The sequence below is a fragment of the Brevundimonas sp. GW821-FHT12C05 genome (assembly GCF_058807475.1).
This window is the reverse complement of sequence record NZ_JBXAQS010000002.1, coordinates 360,355-375,975: the sequence shown is the minus strand read 5'-3', so window position 1 is coordinate 375,975 and position 15,621 is coordinate 360,355. Positions and strand designations below refer to the sequence as shown.

At 66.3% G+C, this 15,621-nt stretch carries 17 protein-coding genes; 13 read left to right on the top strand and 4 right to left on the bottom strand.

From position 1 onward, the window contains the following. Positions 1-38: 38 nt before the first annotated feature. Positions 39-746 carry a TorF family putative porin gene (locus AC1RRF_RS11210; RefSeq protein WP_492834511.1) on the bottom strand — a complete coding sequence of 236 codons (708 nt, stop codon included), beginning with the start codon at positions 744-746 and terminating at the stop codon, positions 39-41. Between the two features lie 304 nt (positions 747-1,050). Between AC1RRF_RS11210 and AC1RRF_RS11205 the strand changes: the two genes are divergently transcribed. The 7 genes from AC1RRF_RS11205 to truA all read left to right on the top strand — a co-directional run bounded on the left by AC1RRF_RS11205 (position 1,051) and on the right by truA (position 6,315). Then, a complete protein-coding gene (locus tag AC1RRF_RS11205) occupies positions 1,051-2,592 on the top strand; it encodes a sensor histidine kinase (RefSeq protein ID WP_492834510.1) in 1,542 nt (513 codons plus the stop codon). Further along, entirely contained in the window at positions 2,589-3,215 is a 627-nt protein-coding gene (locus AC1RRF_RS11200) for a response regulator transcription factor (protein ID WP_492834509.1), read from the top strand. Before AC1RRF_RS11205 ends, AC1RRF_RS11200 begins: the two co-directional genes overlap by 4 nt. A 121-nt stretch (positions 3,216-3,336) precedes the next feature. Continuing rightward, complete coding sequence (locus AC1RRF_RS11195) at positions 3,337-3,693, top strand: acyl-CoA thioesterase (RefSeq protein WP_492834805.1); 357 nt, start codon at positions 3,337-3,339, stop codon at positions 3,691-3,693. Between the two features lie 57 nt (positions 3,694-3,750). Further along, positions 3,751-4,341, top strand: coding sequence for a peptide deformylase (gene def / locus AC1RRF_RS11190; RefSeq protein WP_492834508.1), 591 nt, complete (start codon positions 3,751-3,753; stop codon positions 4,339-4,341). Next, positions 4,341-4,568, top strand: a complete 228-nt coding sequence (locus AC1RRF_RS11185; RefSeq protein ID WP_492834507.1) for a hypothetical protein — start codon at positions 4,341-4,343, stop codon at positions 4,566-4,568. The genes def and AC1RRF_RS11185 overlap by 1 nt, the downstream gene beginning before the upstream one ends. A gap of 80 nt (positions 4,569-4,648) precedes the next feature. Then, the gene (gene fmt, locus AC1RRF_RS11180) at positions 4,649-5,578 is read left to right on the top strand and encodes a methionyl-tRNA formyltransferase (RefSeq protein ID WP_492834506.1); all 930 of its coding nucleotides are present in this window, start codon (positions 4,649-4,651) and stop codon (positions 5,576-5,578) included. Further along, positions 5,578-6,315, top strand: coding sequence for a tRNA pseudouridine(38-40) synthase TruA (gene truA, locus AC1RRF_RS11175; protein WP_492311996.1), 738 nt, complete (start codon positions 5,578-5,580; stop codon positions 6,313-6,315). The genes fmt and truA overlap by 1 nt, the downstream gene beginning before the upstream one ends. 45 nt (positions 6,316-6,360) lie before the next feature. Here the strand turns inward: truA and AC1RRF_RS11170 are convergent, their stop codons facing one another. Together AC1RRF_RS11170 and AC1RRF_RS11165 are read right to left on the bottom strand one after the other, a co-directional pair. Next, positions 6,361-6,753 carry a YidB family protein gene (locus AC1RRF_RS11170; protein WP_492311995.1) on the bottom strand — a complete coding sequence of 131 codons (393 nt, stop codon included), beginning with the start codon at positions 6,751-6,753 and terminating at the stop codon, positions 6,361-6,363. A 124-nt stretch (positions 6,754-6,877) separates the two neighbouring features. Continuing rightward, the gene (locus AC1RRF_RS11165) at positions 6,878-7,015 is read right to left on the bottom strand and encodes an entericidin A/B family lipoprotein (protein WP_492834505.1); all 138 of its coding nucleotides are present in this window, start codon (positions 7,013-7,015) and stop codon (positions 6,878-6,880) included. A gap of 98 nt (positions 7,016-7,113) precedes the next feature. Here AC1RRF_RS11165 and AC1RRF_RS11160 point away from each other — a divergent pair, with 98 nt between their 5' ends. Both AC1RRF_RS11160 and AC1RRF_RS11155 read left to right on the top strand, forming a co-directional pair. Then, positions 7,114-8,772, top strand: coding sequence for a thiamine pyrophosphate-binding protein (locus AC1RRF_RS11160; protein ID WP_492834504.1), 1,659 nt, complete (start codon positions 7,114-7,116; stop codon positions 8,770-8,772). Between the two features lie 11 nt (positions 8,773-8,783). Continuing rightward, complete coding sequence (locus AC1RRF_RS11155) at positions 8,784-9,236, top strand: hypothetical protein (protein ID WP_492834503.1); 453 nt, start codon at positions 8,784-8,786, stop codon at positions 9,234-9,236. Here AC1RRF_RS11155 and AC1RRF_RS11150 read toward each other — a convergent pair whose 3' ends face one another. After that, on the bottom strand, positions 9,237-9,878 hold the full coding sequence (locus AC1RRF_RS11150; RefSeq protein ID WP_492834502.1) for a hypothetical protein: 642 nt from the start codon (positions 9,876-9,878) through the stop codon (positions 9,237-9,239). Positions 9,879-9,984: 106 nt separating this feature from the next. Between AC1RRF_RS11150 and polA the strand changes: the two genes are divergently transcribed. From polA to AC1RRF_RS11130, 4 genes are all read left to right on the top strand, one after another. Further along, complete coding sequence (polA, locus tag AC1RRF_RS11145) at positions 9,985-12,894, top strand: DNA polymerase I (protein WP_492834501.1); 2,910 nt, start codon at positions 9,985-9,987, stop codon at positions 12,892-12,894. Between the two features lie 67 nt (positions 12,895-12,961). Continuing rightward, positions 12,962-13,666, top strand: a complete 705-nt coding sequence (locus tag AC1RRF_RS11140) for a TIR domain-containing protein (protein WP_492834500.1) — start codon at positions 12,962-12,964, stop codon at positions 13,664-13,666. A 123-nt stretch (positions 13,667-13,789) separates the two neighbouring features. Next, entirely contained in the window at positions 13,790-14,410 is a 621-nt protein-coding gene (locus AC1RRF_RS11135) for a hypothetical protein (protein WP_492834499.1), read from the top strand. Between the two features lie 8 nt (positions 14,411-14,418). Further along, positions 14,419-15,498, top strand: a complete 1,080-nt coding sequence (locus AC1RRF_RS11130) for a helix-turn-helix domain-containing protein (protein WP_492834803.1) — start codon at positions 14,419-14,421, stop codon at positions 15,496-15,498. Positions 15,499-15,621: the final 123 nt, after the last annotated feature.

Genomic DNA, 15,621 nt, shown 5'->3' with positions numbered 1-15,621 from the left:
GAAATTCACTGGATAAGCCTCGAACGTTCGGAGTGAAATCAGAATGCGAAGGTGAGAGCGCCGACCAGTCGGCCCTCGTAGGGCTCGCCCAGGTCATGCTCATCGGTGTCGTACCAACGGAGGTCGGCCGAGACGGCGTCGGTCAGCTTCTGCTTCACGCCGACGTTCCAGGCGGTGTAGTCGGCGCCGCCGTGGGCGCGGCGGGTGGCGACGGCGGCCGAGGCCTTGGTCTTGGAGGCGATCTTGTAGGCGGCCTGGGTTTCGACCCACCAGGCTTCCTTGGTGCCGGCGAAGCCGTCCGGGGTGTAGTTCACGCGAAAACGGCCGCTGACCGGACCGATGCTGCGCGACACATCCGCCTGATATTCCCAGTAGTTGGAATCCACGTTCGCCGCCGTTCCGGGCAGGTCACGGTTAAGGACGGCGAAGTCGAACTCGAAACCGAGAGCTTCCGGCGCCCAACCCACAGTCGTGATGACTTCGGCGTCGGACCCCTGCGACAGCTCGGCGGTCGAGGCGAATACACTGGCGTGGAAGGCGCCCTGGGCGACCTCGAACTCGCCCGACCAGGCGATCTCGCCGTTGCTCTTTCCGAGGCCCTTGCCGATGTATTCGCTGGCCACGCCGACCTGGCCGCTGAATTCAGGATCGGCCGCGGCGGGGCCGGCGACGAACAGGACAGCCGCGAAAGCCGCTGTGAAGAAGGCGCCGGTCCGGCGCACAACTTGAAGATCGAAGGAGGACATTCTTACCCCGGTTTGTTTGGGGCATAATCCGGGTAACGCTAATATTCTTCGTAAACTCAAGAGTACGTACAAAACCGTACGAATACGTAGGATTACGTAGCCCCTGTTTACTTTGATTGATCCTTAACCGACTTGAGAATTGCTTGCCGAGACCGCGCGGACCCTTCAAAGAAAGGTCTGTCCCGCGGCGGCTGCGCCGTTCGGCGCCCAAAAATCCATCCGAGGGTTTCCCCGAACGCCACAGGCGTCCGCTTTCGCACGGAAGCGGGCCATATACGTATTTTCCCCTATACGGATTGTTGTTATGCCTGACTCCAGCGGAACAGAGGTTCCGGCAGAGGGAGGGATCGATCCGATCACCGGACTCGATCTGCACGATGTGACAGGCAAGCGCTCGGCGTCGGAGATTCTGTTCTCCATGGCGACCACCCGGTCCTACCGGGGATGGCGAGCCTATCTGCTGGCGATCGGGGCCGTGCTGGCCTGTTTCGCCCTGAGAGCCGTGCTCGAGCTCTTCGGCCATTTCTACTATCTGCCGCTGGTGCCGGCGGTGGTCGTCACCGCCATGCTGGCGCGCCGCGCGCCGACCGCCCTGGCTATAGCCCTGTCGATCGCAGGCAACGTTCTGGTGGTGAACCGCGAGAGCCTGATCGACACCCTGGTCAACGCCGTCCTGTTCGTGGTCGTGGGCTGGCTGGTGGCCGAGATCTGCTGGGCCCAGCGCCGCATGCACCGCCGCTCCATGGAGCTGACCCGCACGCTGGCGGGCCGCAACGCCGTGTTGGATACGGTGCTGGCCACCGTGCCGGTGGTCATCCTGGGTCGCGAGGGTCAGATTCGCCGCCTGACCCCGGCCGCCGCCAGCCTGTTCGGGATCGACAGCGTCGAGACCGCCGACCGGTCGTTCGGGGAACTGGTGCACGGCTTCGACCTGCAACGGCTGGACGGCAAGGCCTCCAACGGTCCGCTGGAAGCGCCGACCGGCCACTGGATCGGCCGTCGTCCCGACGGTCGCCCCCTGATCCTGAGCCTGCAGATGGGCGTCATGCCCATGGCCTCGGAAGAGGACTACGCCGCCGTCTGCATCACCGACCTGACTGAGGCGGAAATGGCCACCGAGCGGGCCCGCGACCTGGACATCCAACTGAACCGCGTCTGGCGCCTGAACTCGCTGGGCGAAATGGCCGCCACCCTCGCGCATGAGCTCAATCAACCGCTGAGCGCCGCCACCACCTACATGCAGGCCAGCCAACGCGACATCGAGCGGGCCGGACTGATCGGCCAGAGCGCCGCGCGCACCCTGGATCTGGCCAAGGGACAGGTGCTCCGGGCCGGGAGCATTATCCGACGCATGCGGGATATGCTGATCACCGGCACCCGCCGGCTGCAGAGCGAGAGAATTTCTTCCATGATCGAGGATCTGGGCCCAGCTTTTGCCCTTATTGCTCGCGATAGAGGGGTCGAGATTCGCACAGACGTCAGTGATTTTGACGATATCGTGCGGGCCGAGCGTATCCAGTTTCAACAGGCCATGATCAACCTGGTCCGCAACGCCGCAGAGGCGGTGGCGGATCAGGCGCAACCCGTTGTGGTGATCCGCGGCCAGTCCTTGGACGACGGAGGATATCGGTTGACGGTTGAAGACAGCGGGCCCGGCATCCCCGGGGACGATATCGAGAACGTCTTCCGTCCGATGACCACGACCAAGTCGTCAGGCATGGGCCTGGGCCTGTCCGTCACCCGCACCATCGTCGAAAGCCACGGCGGCGCCCTGGCCGTCGGCCGCAGCGATCTGGGCGGCGCCGCGTTCTCGATCGAGCTGCCGCAGGAGACTGAAGAGGCATGAGCAACATCCGGCATTCGGTGTTCGTGATCGACGATGACGCGGCGGTCCGCGATTCCCTGCTGCACCTGCTGCGCGCCGAAGGCGTGCGGGCCCGGGGTTTCGCCAGCGGCGCCGACTTCTTCGCCAACCTGCCGGAAGACCGCTCGGCCTGCGTGATCACCGACATCCGCATGCCGGGCATGGACGGCGGCGAGGTGGTCCGCCGCCTCGGCGAGATGACCGACCGCATCTGGCCGGTCATCGTCTTCACCGGCCACGCCGACGTGCCGATGGCGGTGCATCTGATGAAGGCCGGAGTCATCGACTTCATCGAAAAGCCCTTCGATCCGACCCGCATGATCGAGACGGTCAAGGGCGCGCTGGACCAGCTGGATCACATCTCGGCCCGGCAGGAGCAGCGGCTGGAGGTCGACCGCAAGCTGGCCACCCTGACCCCGCGCGAGCACCAGGTGTTCGACGCCCTGATCGTGGGCCAGTCGAACAAGGAGATCGCCCTGCTGCTGTCGATCAGCCCGCGCACCGTGGAAATCTTCCGCTCCAAGGTCATGGACAAGATGCAGGCCGCCAGTCTTTCGGCCCTGGTCCGCATGGGCCTGTCGGCGTCGCCCTCCACCGGCGCCTGACCGCTTGCGGTTCCCCGGCGGGCGGCGGATATGAGCCTGCCCTGAGGCCCGGAGCCGAACCTTGAGCCACCCTGATCTGCCGACCCGTCCCACCGGCCAGCCCGTCGGCCGGGTGATCGCCATGCCCGCCGACACCAATCCGGAAGGCGACATCTTCGGCGGCTGGCTGCTGGCCCAGATGGACCTGGCCGGCGCCACGCCCGCGTTCGAACTGGCGCAAGGCCGCTGCGCCACCATCGCCATCGACGGCATGGTCTTCCACCAGCCGGTCTCGGTCGGCGACGAGGTTTCGATCTACGCCCGGGTGGTCAAGACAGGTCGAACGTCGATCCGAGTCCATGTCGAGGCCTGGAAGCGCCCGCGCAACCACGCCCACGCCGAGTCCATGCGCGTGACCGAAGGCGTCTTCACCTATGTCGCCATCGACCAGGACCGGAAGCCGCGCCCCCTGCCAGTGGCCGACAACGCGGCCGGATAACCCTTCGAAACCGTCGGAAATCTTGACCTTTCGGCCCTGCGCGCCTACCTCGCGGGCATGGCCGTCCGTCGCATCCTGACCATCGACAACCCCGCCGACCTGTCGGTGCTGAAGCAAATCTCCACGCCGGTCGAAGGACCGGTGACGGATGAGCTGCGCGGCCTGATGGACGACATGCTGGACACCATGTACGCCGCGCCGGGCATCGGCCTGGCCGCCGTGCAGATCGGCGACACCCGCCGCGTCATCGTCATGGACCTGAACGACAAGGGCGGCGACGCCGACGACGTCGATCCGGCGACGATGAGCCAGGAAGAGCGTGAGACGTGGGAGGCCGAGCGCCGCAATCCCCGCTACTTCGTGAACCCCGAGATCACCTGGTCGTCGGAAGAGCTGTTCACCTATGAGGAGGGCTGCCTGTCGGTGCCGGAGTATTACGACGCCGTCGAACGCCCCGCCCGCGTGCGCCTGACCTATCTGAACTACGCTGGCGAGACGGTCGAGGAAGAGGCCGAGGGCCTGTTCGCCGTCTGCATCCAGCACGAGATGGACCACCTCGAGGGCGTCCTGTTCATCGATCACCTGTCGCGGCTGAAGCGCGAGCGCGCCGTCGCCAAGGTGAAGAAGGCCGCGAGGCTCGCCGCCTGATGGCCCGTATCAAGCGCAACCGCGACCGCATCATCGACCCGCGCGGCCGTCGCCGCCTGACCCGCAACGAGAAGGTCGGCGTGGCCTCGGTCGTCACCCTGATCGGCGTCGCCGCCGTGGGCGTGATCGCGGGCGTCCTGCTGGACCGTCTGCTCGACTTCGACGACGCGCTGGACGCGGGCGGCGAGTGGGACGAGGGCGGCGGGGTGTTCACGCGCTGGGACTGAAGTCCCAGGTCGTCCTATCGCTCGCGCCTTGAGCACGGTTTCTGCTAGAGCCGCCGCTTCTACTGACTGGATCGGTCGCCATGCGCCTCGCCTTCATGGGCACCCCCGACTTCGCCGTGCCGTCGCTGGCCGAGCTGATCGCCAGCGGCCATGAGGTCGTGGCCGTCTATTCCCAGCCGCCCAAGCCGCGCGGGCGCGGCCAGAAGCTGACCCCCTCCCCGGTCCATGCCTTCGCCGAGACCATGGGGCTGCCGGTCTTCACTCCCGCCTCGATGAAGGCGCCCGAGGCTATCGCCGACTTCGTCAGCCTGGACATCGACGCCGCCTGCGTCGTCGCCTACGGCCAGATCCTGAAGACCGAGGTGCTGGAGGCGCCGCGTCTGGGCTGCTTCAACCTGCACGGCTCGCTGCTGCCCCGCTGGCGCGGCGCGGCGCCGATCCAGCGCGCCATTATGGCCGGAGACAAGCAGACCGGCGTCCAGATCATGCGCATGTCCGAGGGTCTGGACGAGGGCGCGATCCTGCTGTCCGAAATCCTCGACATCCGCGCCGACGACACCGCCGCCACCCTGTCGGAACGCATGTCCCACACCGGCGCCAGCCTGTGGCCCCGCGCCCTGGCGGCCATCGAACGCGGCGGCGCGGCCGGGACCGAACAGGCCGGAGAACCGACCTACGCCCGCAAGATCACCCCCGCGGAGGCCCGCATCGACTGGTCGCGTCCCGCCGCCGAGGTGGACGCCCATATCCGCGGCCTGTCGCCCTTCCCCGGCGCCTGGTTCGAGGCCCCGGGCGCCGACGGCCCGGTGCGGATCAAGGCCCTGCTCTCGACCGTCAGCCCGCGGGGCGGGGCGGCCCCCGGCGAGGTGCTGGACGGCGAGGGCCTGAACGTGGCCTGCGGCGAGGGCGCGGTGCGGCTGATCCGGGTCCAGCGCGAAGGCAAGGCGGCGCAGGCGGCCGATGAGATGCTGCGCGGCTTCAACCTGCCCGCCGGAAGCGTCCTCGCCTGATGCCCCGCTACCGGCTCACGGTCGAATACGACGGCTCGGGCTACAACGGCTTCCAGGCCCAGCCCGGCCAGCCGACCGTGCAGGGCGCGCTGGAGGCCGCGATCAAGGCCTTCTCGGGCCAGACGCTGCGCCTCGCCGCCGCCGGCCGGACGGACACCGGCGTGCATGCGACCGGCCAGGTGGTCAGCTTCGACCTGGACAAGGCCTGGCCCGAGCACACGGTCATGAACGCCATGAACGCCCACCTGATCGAGGAAGAGGTGTCGGTGCTGGACTGCGTCGGGGTGGACGACGACTGGCACGCCCGCTTCTCGGCCACCGGGCGGCGCTACCTGTATCGCATCCTGAACCGGCCGGGCCGGCCGGCGCTGGATCTGGGGCGGGTCTGGCACATGAAGAAGCCGCTGGACGCCGAGGCCATGCACGCGGCGGCGCAGGCGCTGGTCGGCCTGCACGACTTCACCACCTTCCGGGACGTGAACTGCCAGTCGAAGTCGCCGGAGAAGACCCTGGACGTGGCCCGCGTCACCCGCGTGGGCGAAGAGGTGCATCTGGTGTTCGAGGCGCGCAGTTTCCTGCACCGGCAGGTGCGGTCGATGACCGGGACCCTGGCCGAGGTCGGCCTGGGCCGCTGGGCGGTCGAGGACGTGGCCAAGGCGCTTGAGGCGCGCGACCGCAACGCCTGCGGGCCGGTGGCGCCGTCCGAAGGCCTGTATCTGACCGGCGTGGTCTACTGAAATCCGGGTTGAGCCGGACCGCGTCCCGCTCAACTCCGCTTCAGTCTAGCGCTTCAGGAAGCCGCCGATCATGTCGCCGAGGCCGCCGGGCAGCTTGTCTAGCAGGTCGCCCGCTCCATCGACGGAGCCGCCCGGCGTCAACCGGTCGATGGCCTCGGGCAGCAGGCCCGCCAGGGTCTCGCTGGCCTGTTCCGGCGAAATGCCCAGTTTGGCGGCGAAATCGCCGATGGGCCCCGATCCCAGAACGCCGGCGATCTGTTCCGGCGAGATGCCGGCGTTGGCGCTCTTGCCGATCCACGATCCGACCACGTCGCCCAGGCCGTTCTGGCCGAACTTCTCGGCCAGTCCCGCGACCCCGCCCTGTCCCTTCAGCAGATCGGCCAGCCCGCCGCCCGCGTCCTTGCCCAGTCCGCCCGCCACGTCATCGAGAAGTCCCATGGTCCTGCCTCCGTGCGTCCGCTGAAGTGCGACGGCCAAGTCAGGCCACAGAAGCGGGGAGCGGGCAATGAAAAGGCCCGCCGGATCGACCGGCGGGCCCTTCATATCTTCGAGAGCGAAGGCTCTAGTTCTTGGCCTGCTCGGCGCCCGAGGTGACGGCGTTGCCGGCGGCCTGAACATCGCGGCCGACGCCCGAGATGGTGTTGCAGGCCGACACGGCCAGGGCCGCGGCGACGAGGGTGAGGGTGATGATCTTCTTCATTGGGTGATCCCCGGTGACATTGAACCTTTACAGTGAACGCAAGCGTGGCCGTGGGGTTGCATGGCCAAGGTCCGGGTTGATCTGCTAGGTCGCAGACCATGACCCAGCCCGCGAACACCGCCGCCCGCCGCCTCGTCGAAACCCTGGTTGTGAACGGAGTGGACCGCGTCTTCTGCGTGCCGGGCGAAAGCTATCTGGCGGTGCTGGACGCGCTGGCCGACGTGCGCGATCGGATCCAGGTCATCGCCTGCCGCCACGAGGCGGGCGCCGCCAACATGGCCGAGGCCTACGGCAAGCTGACCGGCAAGCCGGGCGTCTGCATGGTCACGCGCGGGCCGGGCGCGACCCACGCCTCGATCGGGGTGCACACGGCGCATCAGGACTCCACCCCGATGATCCTGTTCGTCGGCCAGATCGCCCTGACTGACCGCGGCCGCGGCGCCTTCCAGGAGGTCGACTACCGCGAGGTGTTCGGCGGACTGGCCAAATGGGCGACCGAAATCGAGAGCCCGCAACGCACCGTCGAGGTGGTCGAGCGCGCCTTCGCCACCGCCCTGCAGGGCCGGATGGGGCCGGTGGTCATCGCCCTGCCCGAGGACATCCTGCATGAGGACGGCGGCCCCGCCCCCGCCCGCGCCGTGACGCCCGCCAAGGCGGCGCTGGATCCGGCCTTCGTCGAACAGGTCCGCGCCCGTCTGGCCAAGGCCGAACGGCCCCTGCTGGTGCTGGGCGGCTCCGGCTGGACCACCGAGGCCGCCGCCGCCATCGGCGACTGGGCCGAGCGGATCGGCCTGCCGGTCGCCCTGTCGTTCCGCCGCAAGGACATCCTGTCCAATGACCGGACCAATTACGCGGGCGACCTGGGACTGGGCTGCAATCCGAAGCTGACCGCCCGCGCCAAGGGGGCGGACTTGATCATCGCCGTCGGCGCCCGGCTCGGCGAGAACCCGACCCAGGGCTACACCCTGCTGGACCGCGCCCGGACGGCGGACACCCTGATCCACATCCATCCGGGCGCAGAGGAGCTGGGCCGCGTCTGGACGCCGCTGCTCAGCGCCACGGCCGACAACTCGCTGGCCGCGCTGGCCCTGTCCTCCATCGATCCGGGCCGGACCTGGACCGCGGAGGCCGAGACCGCCCACGCCGACTATCAGGCCTTCTCCACGCCCGTGCCCGTCGGCGGCGCGGTCAACATGAGCGAGTGCATGGCGCACCTGGGCGAGGTCCTGCCGCCAGACGCCATCGTCACCAACGGGGCTGGGAATTTCGCCGCCTGGCTGCACCGCTTCTATCGCCACCGCGCCTGCCGCACCCAGCTGGCCCCGACCTCGGGCGCCATGGGCTACGGCTATCCCGCGGCGCTGGCGGCCAAGAGCGTCCATCCGGACACGGACGTCATCTGCATCGCCGGCGACGGCGACTATCTGATGACCGGGCAGGAGATCGCCACGGCGGTCCAGTACGGCATCAACGCCGTGGTCGTGATCGTCGACAACGGCACCTACGGCACCATCCGCATGCACCAGGAAACCCACTATCCGGGCGCCCAGCGGGTCATCGCCACCGACCTGAAGAACCCCGACTTCGTGAAGTACGCCGAGGCCTTCGGCGCCTTCGGCGTCCGTTGCGAGACGACCGAGGACTTCCCCGCCGCGCTGGAGGCCGCCCGGAACGCGGGCCGCCCCGCCGTCGTTCACCTGATCACCTCGGCCGAGGACATCGCGCCCAACCGCACGATCACCGGCCTGCGTTCTTAACAGGAGCCGCCATGCGCGCCGCCGCCGTCCTGATCGCCGCCTTCGCCCTGACGGCCTGCGCTGCGCCGGCGACGTCCGTTCCCAACGGCCCAGGGCAGGCGACGAACCAGAACGACTGCGCCGTCATCGCGGCGGTGGCCAAGGAGCACTATCGCTTCAACGCCACCGACAACCGCCCGCCGCCCGTTTGGCTGGACGCGGAAGGATCGGACTGGGCCCCGCGCTGCGACTGGAGCCAGTACGGCGTCAGCTTCCCCTCGACCTTCGATCCGAACACGCCCCGCGGGCCCGGCGATCGCGTCCAGTGGGTCTCGTTCAAGCGCCCCGCCTACAGCGGGGAGGGCGCCCTGGTCGAAACCGGCGTCCTGCACGGCCCGCTGAACGGGCGCGGCGGGGTCTGCCGCGTCCTCTCCGGCTTCGCCGGCTGGACGGTGGTGTCCTGCGAAGACACCTGGATCTCCTGATCAGGCGCGCGGCGGCGGTGTTTCAGTCCAGCACGGCAGCAGCCGGTCAAGGCTGTCCACGATGATGGGCGCGAACGGGGCCGTCGAACCGCCGGTGACCTGCAGCCGATCGCTGTAGCGGGCGCCACTGAACAGGCCCCTCAGGCGGATTCCGTAGGTGTTGTCATGCAGATAGCCGCCTAGCGAATCCACCACATCGTCTGACCCTGACGGCGCGGGCAGGGGCGGCACGCGCGGCTCGATCGCCGCCAGGGCGTCGAGCTGTCGAAGCGAGTCCTCCACCCCCGGGCAGGTCCGGGAATCGGCGAAGCGCTCGATCGTCCCCGCGTAACTCATCGCCCGGAGCCGCGCGAACCAGACCGGCCGCCGGCCGTCGCCCGAGTCCAGATGGATCCAGTTGAACGCGAGGGAGAGCGACGTGCGCGACATGTCCTCGTGCGCCGTCATCTCGATCTGGGGCGGCGTCCAGGACAGATCATCCTGCCCGCCCCGCTGGACGAAGTCGCGCGCCTGCTCATACGACCGGCTGTCGTCGGTGATGGGCGGCAGGTGATTGTCCAGTCGCACCAGCGGATAGAGCTGGTCCTGCGGCGCGGCCTGCGTCGAAAGGACGAGGGACAGAAGAAGGCTGGAAGGGAACATCGGGCGACCTCCGGTGTGCGAGGTTGGACGCTCGTCGGTCCCATGGTCAACACGACAGGGCCGTTCGTCAGGTGACGTCAGAACCCGCCTTGCCTATGTTCGCGCCATGACCGACGCCACGCCCGAGACCGCCCCCCGCCCCCTGACCCAGGACGGCCCGCCGCTGCGCCTCTGGATGATCGACGCCTCGGCCTACATCTTCCGCGCCTATCACGCCCTGCCGCCCCTGACCCGCAAGTCGGACGGCCTGCCCGTCGGGGCGGTGCAGGGCTACTGCAACATGCTGTGGAAGCTGCTGCAGGACATGAAGGGCGCGGACGGTCCGACCCATCTGGTGGCCATCTTCGACCATTCGGAGAAGACGTTCCGCAACACCCTGTACGACCAGTACAAGGCCCACCGGCCGCCGGCGCCCGAGGATCTGGTCCCGCAGTTCCCGCTGGTGCGCGAGGCCACGGCGGCGTTCGGCGTGCACTGCGTCGAGCTGCCCGGCTATGAGGCCGACGACCTCATCGCCACCTACGCCTGCCGGGCGCGGGATGCGGGGGGCGAGGCGGTTATCGTGTCATCCGACAAGGACCTGATGCAGCTGATCGGCCCGTCCGTGGTCATGTGGGACCCGATGAAGGACCGCCGGCTGGCCGAGCCGGAGGTGTTCGAGAAGTTCGGCGTCGGCCCGGAGAAGATGATCGACCTGCAGGCCCTGATCGGGGACAGCGTCGACAACGTTCCGGGCGCGCCGGGCATCGGCCCCAAGACGGCGGCCCAGCTGCTGGACGAGTACGGCGACCTGGACACCCTGCTGGCCCGCGCCGGCGAGATCAAGCAGCCCAAGCGGCGCGAGACCCTGATCAATTTCGCCGACCAGATCCGGCTCAGCCGCGAACTGGTCAAGCTGACCTGCGACGCCCCGGCGCCCGAGCCGATCGACGACTTCGCCGTCCGCGACCCCGATCCGGTCATGCTGGCCGAGTTCCTGGACAAGATGGAGTTCCGCTCGCTTCGCAATCGCGTCGGCGACGGCAAGGCGGCCGCCAAGGAGGGCTCGGCCTTCGCCGCTCGGCCCAAGCCGCTGACCGCTCCGGTCATCTCGCCGCGCTACGCCCCGCAGGCGGTCTCGACCGACGTGGCGGTCCAGACCTTCGATCACGACGCCTATGTCTGTGTACAGACGATCGAAGAGCTGGACGCCTGGATCGCGCGGGCCGAACAGGCCGGCCTCGTCGGCTTCGACACCGAGACCGACGCCCTGAGCGCCACCCACGCCGGCCTGTGCGGCGTCTCCCTGGCCATCGGGCCCAACGACGCCTGCTATGTGCCCCTGACCCATGAACATGAGCCCCAGGCGGGCGGCGGCGGGCTGGACTTCGGCGACGGCGGCGACGCCCGCGAGCCCCTGAAACAGATCGACAAGCCGACGGCGCTGAGCCGTTTGAAAGCTTTGCTGGAGAACCCGGCGGTTCTCAAAGTCGGCCAGAACATCAAATACGATCTCGCCGTCATGGCCCAGCGCGGCGTCCGCGTGGCCCCCTATGACGACACCATGCTGATCTCCTACGTCCTCGAAGGCGGACTGCACGGCCACGGCATGGACGAGCTGTCCCGCCTGCATCTGGGGCACGACCCGATCCCGTTCAAGACCGTGGCGGGCACGGGCAAGAGCCAGAAGTCGTTCAAGCATGTCGAGTTGAAACCGGCCACCGGCTACGCCGCCGAGGACGCCGACGTGACGCTGCGCCTGTGGCGCATCCTCAAGCCGCGGCTGGCGGAACAGGGCCTGGTCACCGTCTATGAGACCCTGGAACGCGGCATGCCCGAGACCCTGGCGGGCATGGAGCGCGAGGGCGTGCGCGTCGACCCGGTCCGCCTGCGCTCGCTCTCGAGCGAGTTCGGCATGCGCATGGCCGAGCTGGAGACCAAGGCCCATGACTTGGCCGGCCGCCCGTTCAACGTCGGCAGCCCGCGCCAGATCGGCGACATCCTGTTCGGCGACATGCAACTGCCCGGCGGCAAGAAGACCGCCAGCGGCCAGTGGGAGACCGGCGCCGCCACCCTCGAAACCCTCGCCCTCACCCACGAACTGCCCCGCGTCCTGCTGGACTGGCGCCAGCTCAGCAAGCTGAAGGGCACCTACACCGACGCCCTGATCGAGGCCGCCGACGACACGACCGACCGCGTCCACACATCGTACCAGCTGGCCGCCGCCACCACCGGCCGCCTGGCCTCCAGCGACCCCAATCTGCAGAACATCCCGATCCGCACGGCCACCGGCCGCCAGATCCGCCAGGCCTTCATCGCCGGCCCGGGCAATGTGCTGATCAGCGCCGACTACAGCCAGATCGAACTGCGCCTGCTGGCCCATATCGGCGACATCCCCGAGCTGAAGCGCGCCTTCAAGGCGGGCCTCGACATCCACGCGGCCACGGCCAGCGAGATGTTCAACGTGCCGCTGGACCAGATGGACCCCGAGACCCGCCGCCGCGCCAAGGCGATCAATTTCGGCATCGTCTACGGCATTTCGGCCTTCGGCCTGGCCGCCCAGCTGGGCATCGACCAGGGCGAGGCCGGCGCCTACATCAAGACCTATTTCGAGCGCTTCCCCGGCATCCGCGCCTACATGGACGCGACGAAGGCCCAGGTGCGCGAGACGGGCATGGTCTCGACCGTCTTCGGCCGCCGCATCCACATCCCGGCCATCCATTCCAAGTCGGGCGCCGAGCGCCAGTTCGGCGAACGCGCCGCCATCAACGCCCCCATCCAGGGCGCCGCGGCCGACATCATCCGCCGCGCCATGATGCGCATGCCCGCGGCCCTGGAGGCGGCCGGCCTGTCACAGGTGAAGATGCTGCTGCAGGTCCACGACGAACTGGTGTTCGAGGCGCCGTCGGAGCTCGCTGATCGGGCGATCGTGGAGATCAAGCGGGTGATGGAGGGGGCGGCCCTGCCGGCGGTGGCGCTGAGCGTGCCGCTGGTGGTGGATGCGCGGGCGGCGGGGAACTGGGACGAGGCGCATTAGGGGCGCTGCGTCAGACTGCTCTGCGAGTAGCGTACTCGTCAGGGCCAAACTGGCTTAGAGGTTGAACATGCCGAAATTTCACGGCTCATTCGAAGAGCTAAAAGCCGCCGTCGATGCGACCGGACGGACCGGTGAATGGCGCGACATTCCGAATGGACACAGCTTCCGTTCAAAGTCGGGCGAAGTGGTGAACTGGTGGCCCGGTAAAGGCACCATGCTGTACCAAGGCACGAAGCCGGAGGAGTTTCAGGCCGCCGTCGACACCATCTTGGTTGGCGGAGTCGTGATGCCAGAGAATACGCCGAACGGCAGAATCTTTGTTGTCCATGGACACGACCGTGACGCCCGTGATCAGCTGGAGCTTGTTCTTCATCGGCTCGGCCTGGATCCTTTTATCCTCCAGAACAACGATGGTGGAGGAAACACGATTATCGAAGCCTTGGAGAAAAACATCTACCAAGAGGCAGCATTCGGTATCGTGCTGCTTACTCCTGACGACTATGGTTACTCCCAGAACGAGACAGAAGCCGACCGAAAGCCCCGCGCGAGACAAAACGTACTCCTAGAAATGGGAATGGTTATGGCAGCGCTGGGGCGGGATAAAATGGCCATCCTGCAGAAGGGTGCTCTTGAACGACCGTCTGACACGGACGGAATCCTTCGGATCGAGTTCAATGGCCATGTTCGCGAGGCTGTGCCGAAACTCGTTCAACGGCTGCAAGCTGCTGGGTTCGACATAGGCGGAGCGATGATCGCCGCCGCGTCGGCATAGCAAGGCACCGTTTGGAATGCTCCACAGCATCCTCAGCGGCTGGCCAAACAGGCATTCCTCCACCGCTTGACGTGTTAAGAAAATTAGCCTCGTATGAGGCGATAAAAATTAACACGAGATTCGATGATGGTTGTGCTTTCCGAAGAAGCCCAGGTCGGTAATCGACTTGAGGAACTTGGTCTTTCGAGGACCGAATTACTCGACGTGGTTCGCACCGCAGTTGGCGCCCGGCGAACTGCCACAGGCTTCCATCCGGCCAGTGCTGGTGGGCTACTCTCTTGGATCGCAGGAACTGCACACCTGCGGCGCGTCTTCGTGCCGCAGGGCTGGGAGATCTGCCGCCGCGAGAATATCGAGTCGATTTTTAATCCATCTGCCAAGATCAAGGTCATCTTCCAGAATGCCGACCATGCGGGAGATCCCGTAGCGGACCCGGTGGCGGCTTCGAAAAAAGGGGCGGGCTCGGCCAGAGCTGTGGAGTCGGGACAGTACGAACTGTTCCCGATGATCAGAGAACGAGAGATCGCTGAGATTAACGCCCCAACCTGGTGCCTTTTCGTGTACGCCGACGGTGACGATGTCCGGGCGGAGTTCTCTTGTCCTCGGGCCATCGTTGACGAGCAGTTCGACGGGTTTCACGAGCGCATTTTGCTTCTGCAGCGCGGCGATTGGGACGTACCCGACCCGCTGGTTGACGATGTTCCCCCGATGGAGTTTGAGGTGCCCGTTTCGCGGAAAACTTGACGGCCTATATGTTCAACAATCGACGCCTACTGCTCGCCCGGAAGCGGCGGAAAATGACGGCCCGTGCTTTGGCTGAGGCTGTAGGTGTGTCACCGATTACGATCTCTCGGTTGGAAAATGGCGCAAACGAGCCAGAACCTGCGACACTTAATGCGCTGGCCCAGGCCCTAAACTACCCCCTAGCGTTCTTTTCTGGTGCGGACATAGACGATCTGCCAGCACAGGCAGCCAGCTTTCGCAGTTTGAGCTCCATGACTGCTAGGGAACGAGACGCCGCTTTGGCGGCAGGTTCAATCGCGTATCTTTTTTCGGATTGGATCGTAGACCGCTTCAACCTGCCAGAAGCGGACGTTCCGGTTCTAGGCGCCGATGCTTCTCCCGAAGCAGCCGCGTACTTTGTCCGATCACATTGGGGGCTCGGACAGCAACCCATTAGCAGTATGGTGCGACTGCTGGAGTCAAAGGGTGTGCGCGTCTTTTCCCTCAGCGAAGACACGCACAACGTCGATGCGTTTTCATGCTGGAGAAGTAATCAGCCTTATGTATTCCTGAACACGTTCAAGTCGACTGAACGGAGCCGTTTTGATGCGGCACATGAGCTGGGGCATTTAGTTATGCACCGACACGGTACGCCTCAGGATAGCAGACAGGCTGAATCCGAAGCGGATCAATTTGCCTCGCATTTTTTGATGCCAAATGACGATATTTCCAGCCGCATTCGTTATGTGACGGCCCTGGATGAACTAATTCACGCCAAACGTCGGTGGGGAGTTTCTGTCGCCGCGCTGAATTATCGTCTGCACAAGATGGGCGTAATCAGTGACTGGCAGAATAGAACTTTTAACATTGAAATATCGTCTCGTGGTTACAGGAGAAACGAACCAAACGGACTCTCTCCTGAAGGGTCTACTGTTTGGCCGCAAATCCTAACCGCATTGTGGGTAGATCGAATTACACGAGACCACATCGCCGACACCCTTGCTCTACCGAGCGAAGAGTTGTCGGGACTTTTGTTCCAAAGCCAGCCGCTCCGTGCACCCTCGTCCGACGACTTTGGGCAACTTCAACTCGTGACGACGTCAGGCTGACCGCCAGGGGTGCCGCAGATAAAACCTGAAGCATCACGTTCAGACCCGCTAAGCCTTTGATGTGATTCAGATTTAATCCTCCGCCAGCGCCCCGAACCCGCCCTAGTTCGCGCCCGCCGTAGA

Excerpts from the sequence above, each read along its gene's own strand:
- AC1RRF_RS11210 (WP_492834511.1), bottom strand. The coding sequence starts at position 746 with ATGTCCTCCTTCGATCTTCAAGTTGTGCGCCGGACCGGCGCCTTCTTC.
- AC1RRF_RS11205 (WP_492834510.1), top strand. The coding sequence starts at position 1,051 with ATGCCTGACTCCAGCGGAACAGAGGTTCCGGCAGAGGGAGGGATCGAT.
- AC1RRF_RS11200 (WP_492834509.1), top strand. The coding sequence starts at position 2,589 with ATGAGCAACATCCGGCATTCGGTGTTCGTGATCGACGATGACGCGGCG.
- AC1RRF_RS11195 (WP_492834805.1), top strand. The coding sequence starts at position 3,337 with ATGCCCGCCGACACCAATCCGGAAGGCGACATCTTCGGCGGCTGGCTG.
- def (WP_492834508.1), top strand. The coding sequence starts at position 3,751 with ATGGCCGTCCGTCGCATCCTGACCATCGACAACCCCGCCGACCTGTCG.
- AC1RRF_RS11185 (WP_492834507.1), top strand. The coding sequence starts at position 4,341 with ATGGCCCGTATCAAGCGCAACCGCGACCGCATCATCGACCCGCGCGGC.
- fmt (WP_492834506.1), top strand. The coding sequence starts at position 4,649 with ATGCGCCTCGCCTTCATGGGCACCCCCGACTTCGCCGTGCCGTCGCTG.
- truA (WP_492311996.1), top strand. The coding sequence starts at position 5,578 with ATGCCCCGCTACCGGCTCACGGTCGAATACGACGGCTCGGGCTACAAC.
- AC1RRF_RS11170 (WP_492311995.1), bottom strand. The coding sequence starts at position 6,753 with ATGGGACTTCTCGATGACGTGGCGGGCGGACTGGGCAAGGACGCGGGC.
- AC1RRF_RS11165 (WP_492834505.1), bottom strand. The coding sequence starts at position 7,015 with ATGAAGAAGATCATCACCCTCACCCTCGTCGCCGCGGCCCTGGCCGTG.
- AC1RRF_RS11160 (WP_492834504.1), top strand. The coding sequence starts at position 7,114 with ATGACCCAGCCCGCGAACACCGCCGCCCGCCGCCTCGTCGAAACCCTG.
- AC1RRF_RS11155 (WP_492834503.1), top strand. The coding sequence starts at position 8,784 with ATGCGCGCCGCCGCCGTCCTGATCGCCGCCTTCGCCCTGACGGCCTGC.
- AC1RRF_RS11150 (WP_492834502.1), bottom strand. The coding sequence starts at position 9,878 with ATGTTCCCTTCCAGCCTTCTTCTGTCCCTCGTCCTTTCGACGCAGGCC.
- polA (WP_492834501.1), top strand. The coding sequence starts at position 9,985 with ATGACCGACGCCACGCCCGAGACCGCCCCCCGCCCCCTGACCCAGGAC.
- AC1RRF_RS11140 (WP_492834500.1), top strand. The coding sequence starts at position 12,962 with ATGCCGAAATTTCACGGCTCATTCGAAGAGCTAAAAGCCGCCGTCGAT.
- AC1RRF_RS11135 (WP_492834499.1), top strand. The coding sequence starts at position 13,790 with ATGATGGTTGTGCTTTCCGAAGAAGCCCAGGTCGGTAATCGACTTGAG.
- AC1RRF_RS11130 (WP_492834803.1), top strand. The coding sequence starts at position 14,419 with ATGTTCAACAATCGACGCCTACTGCTCGCCCGGAAGCGGCGGAAAATG.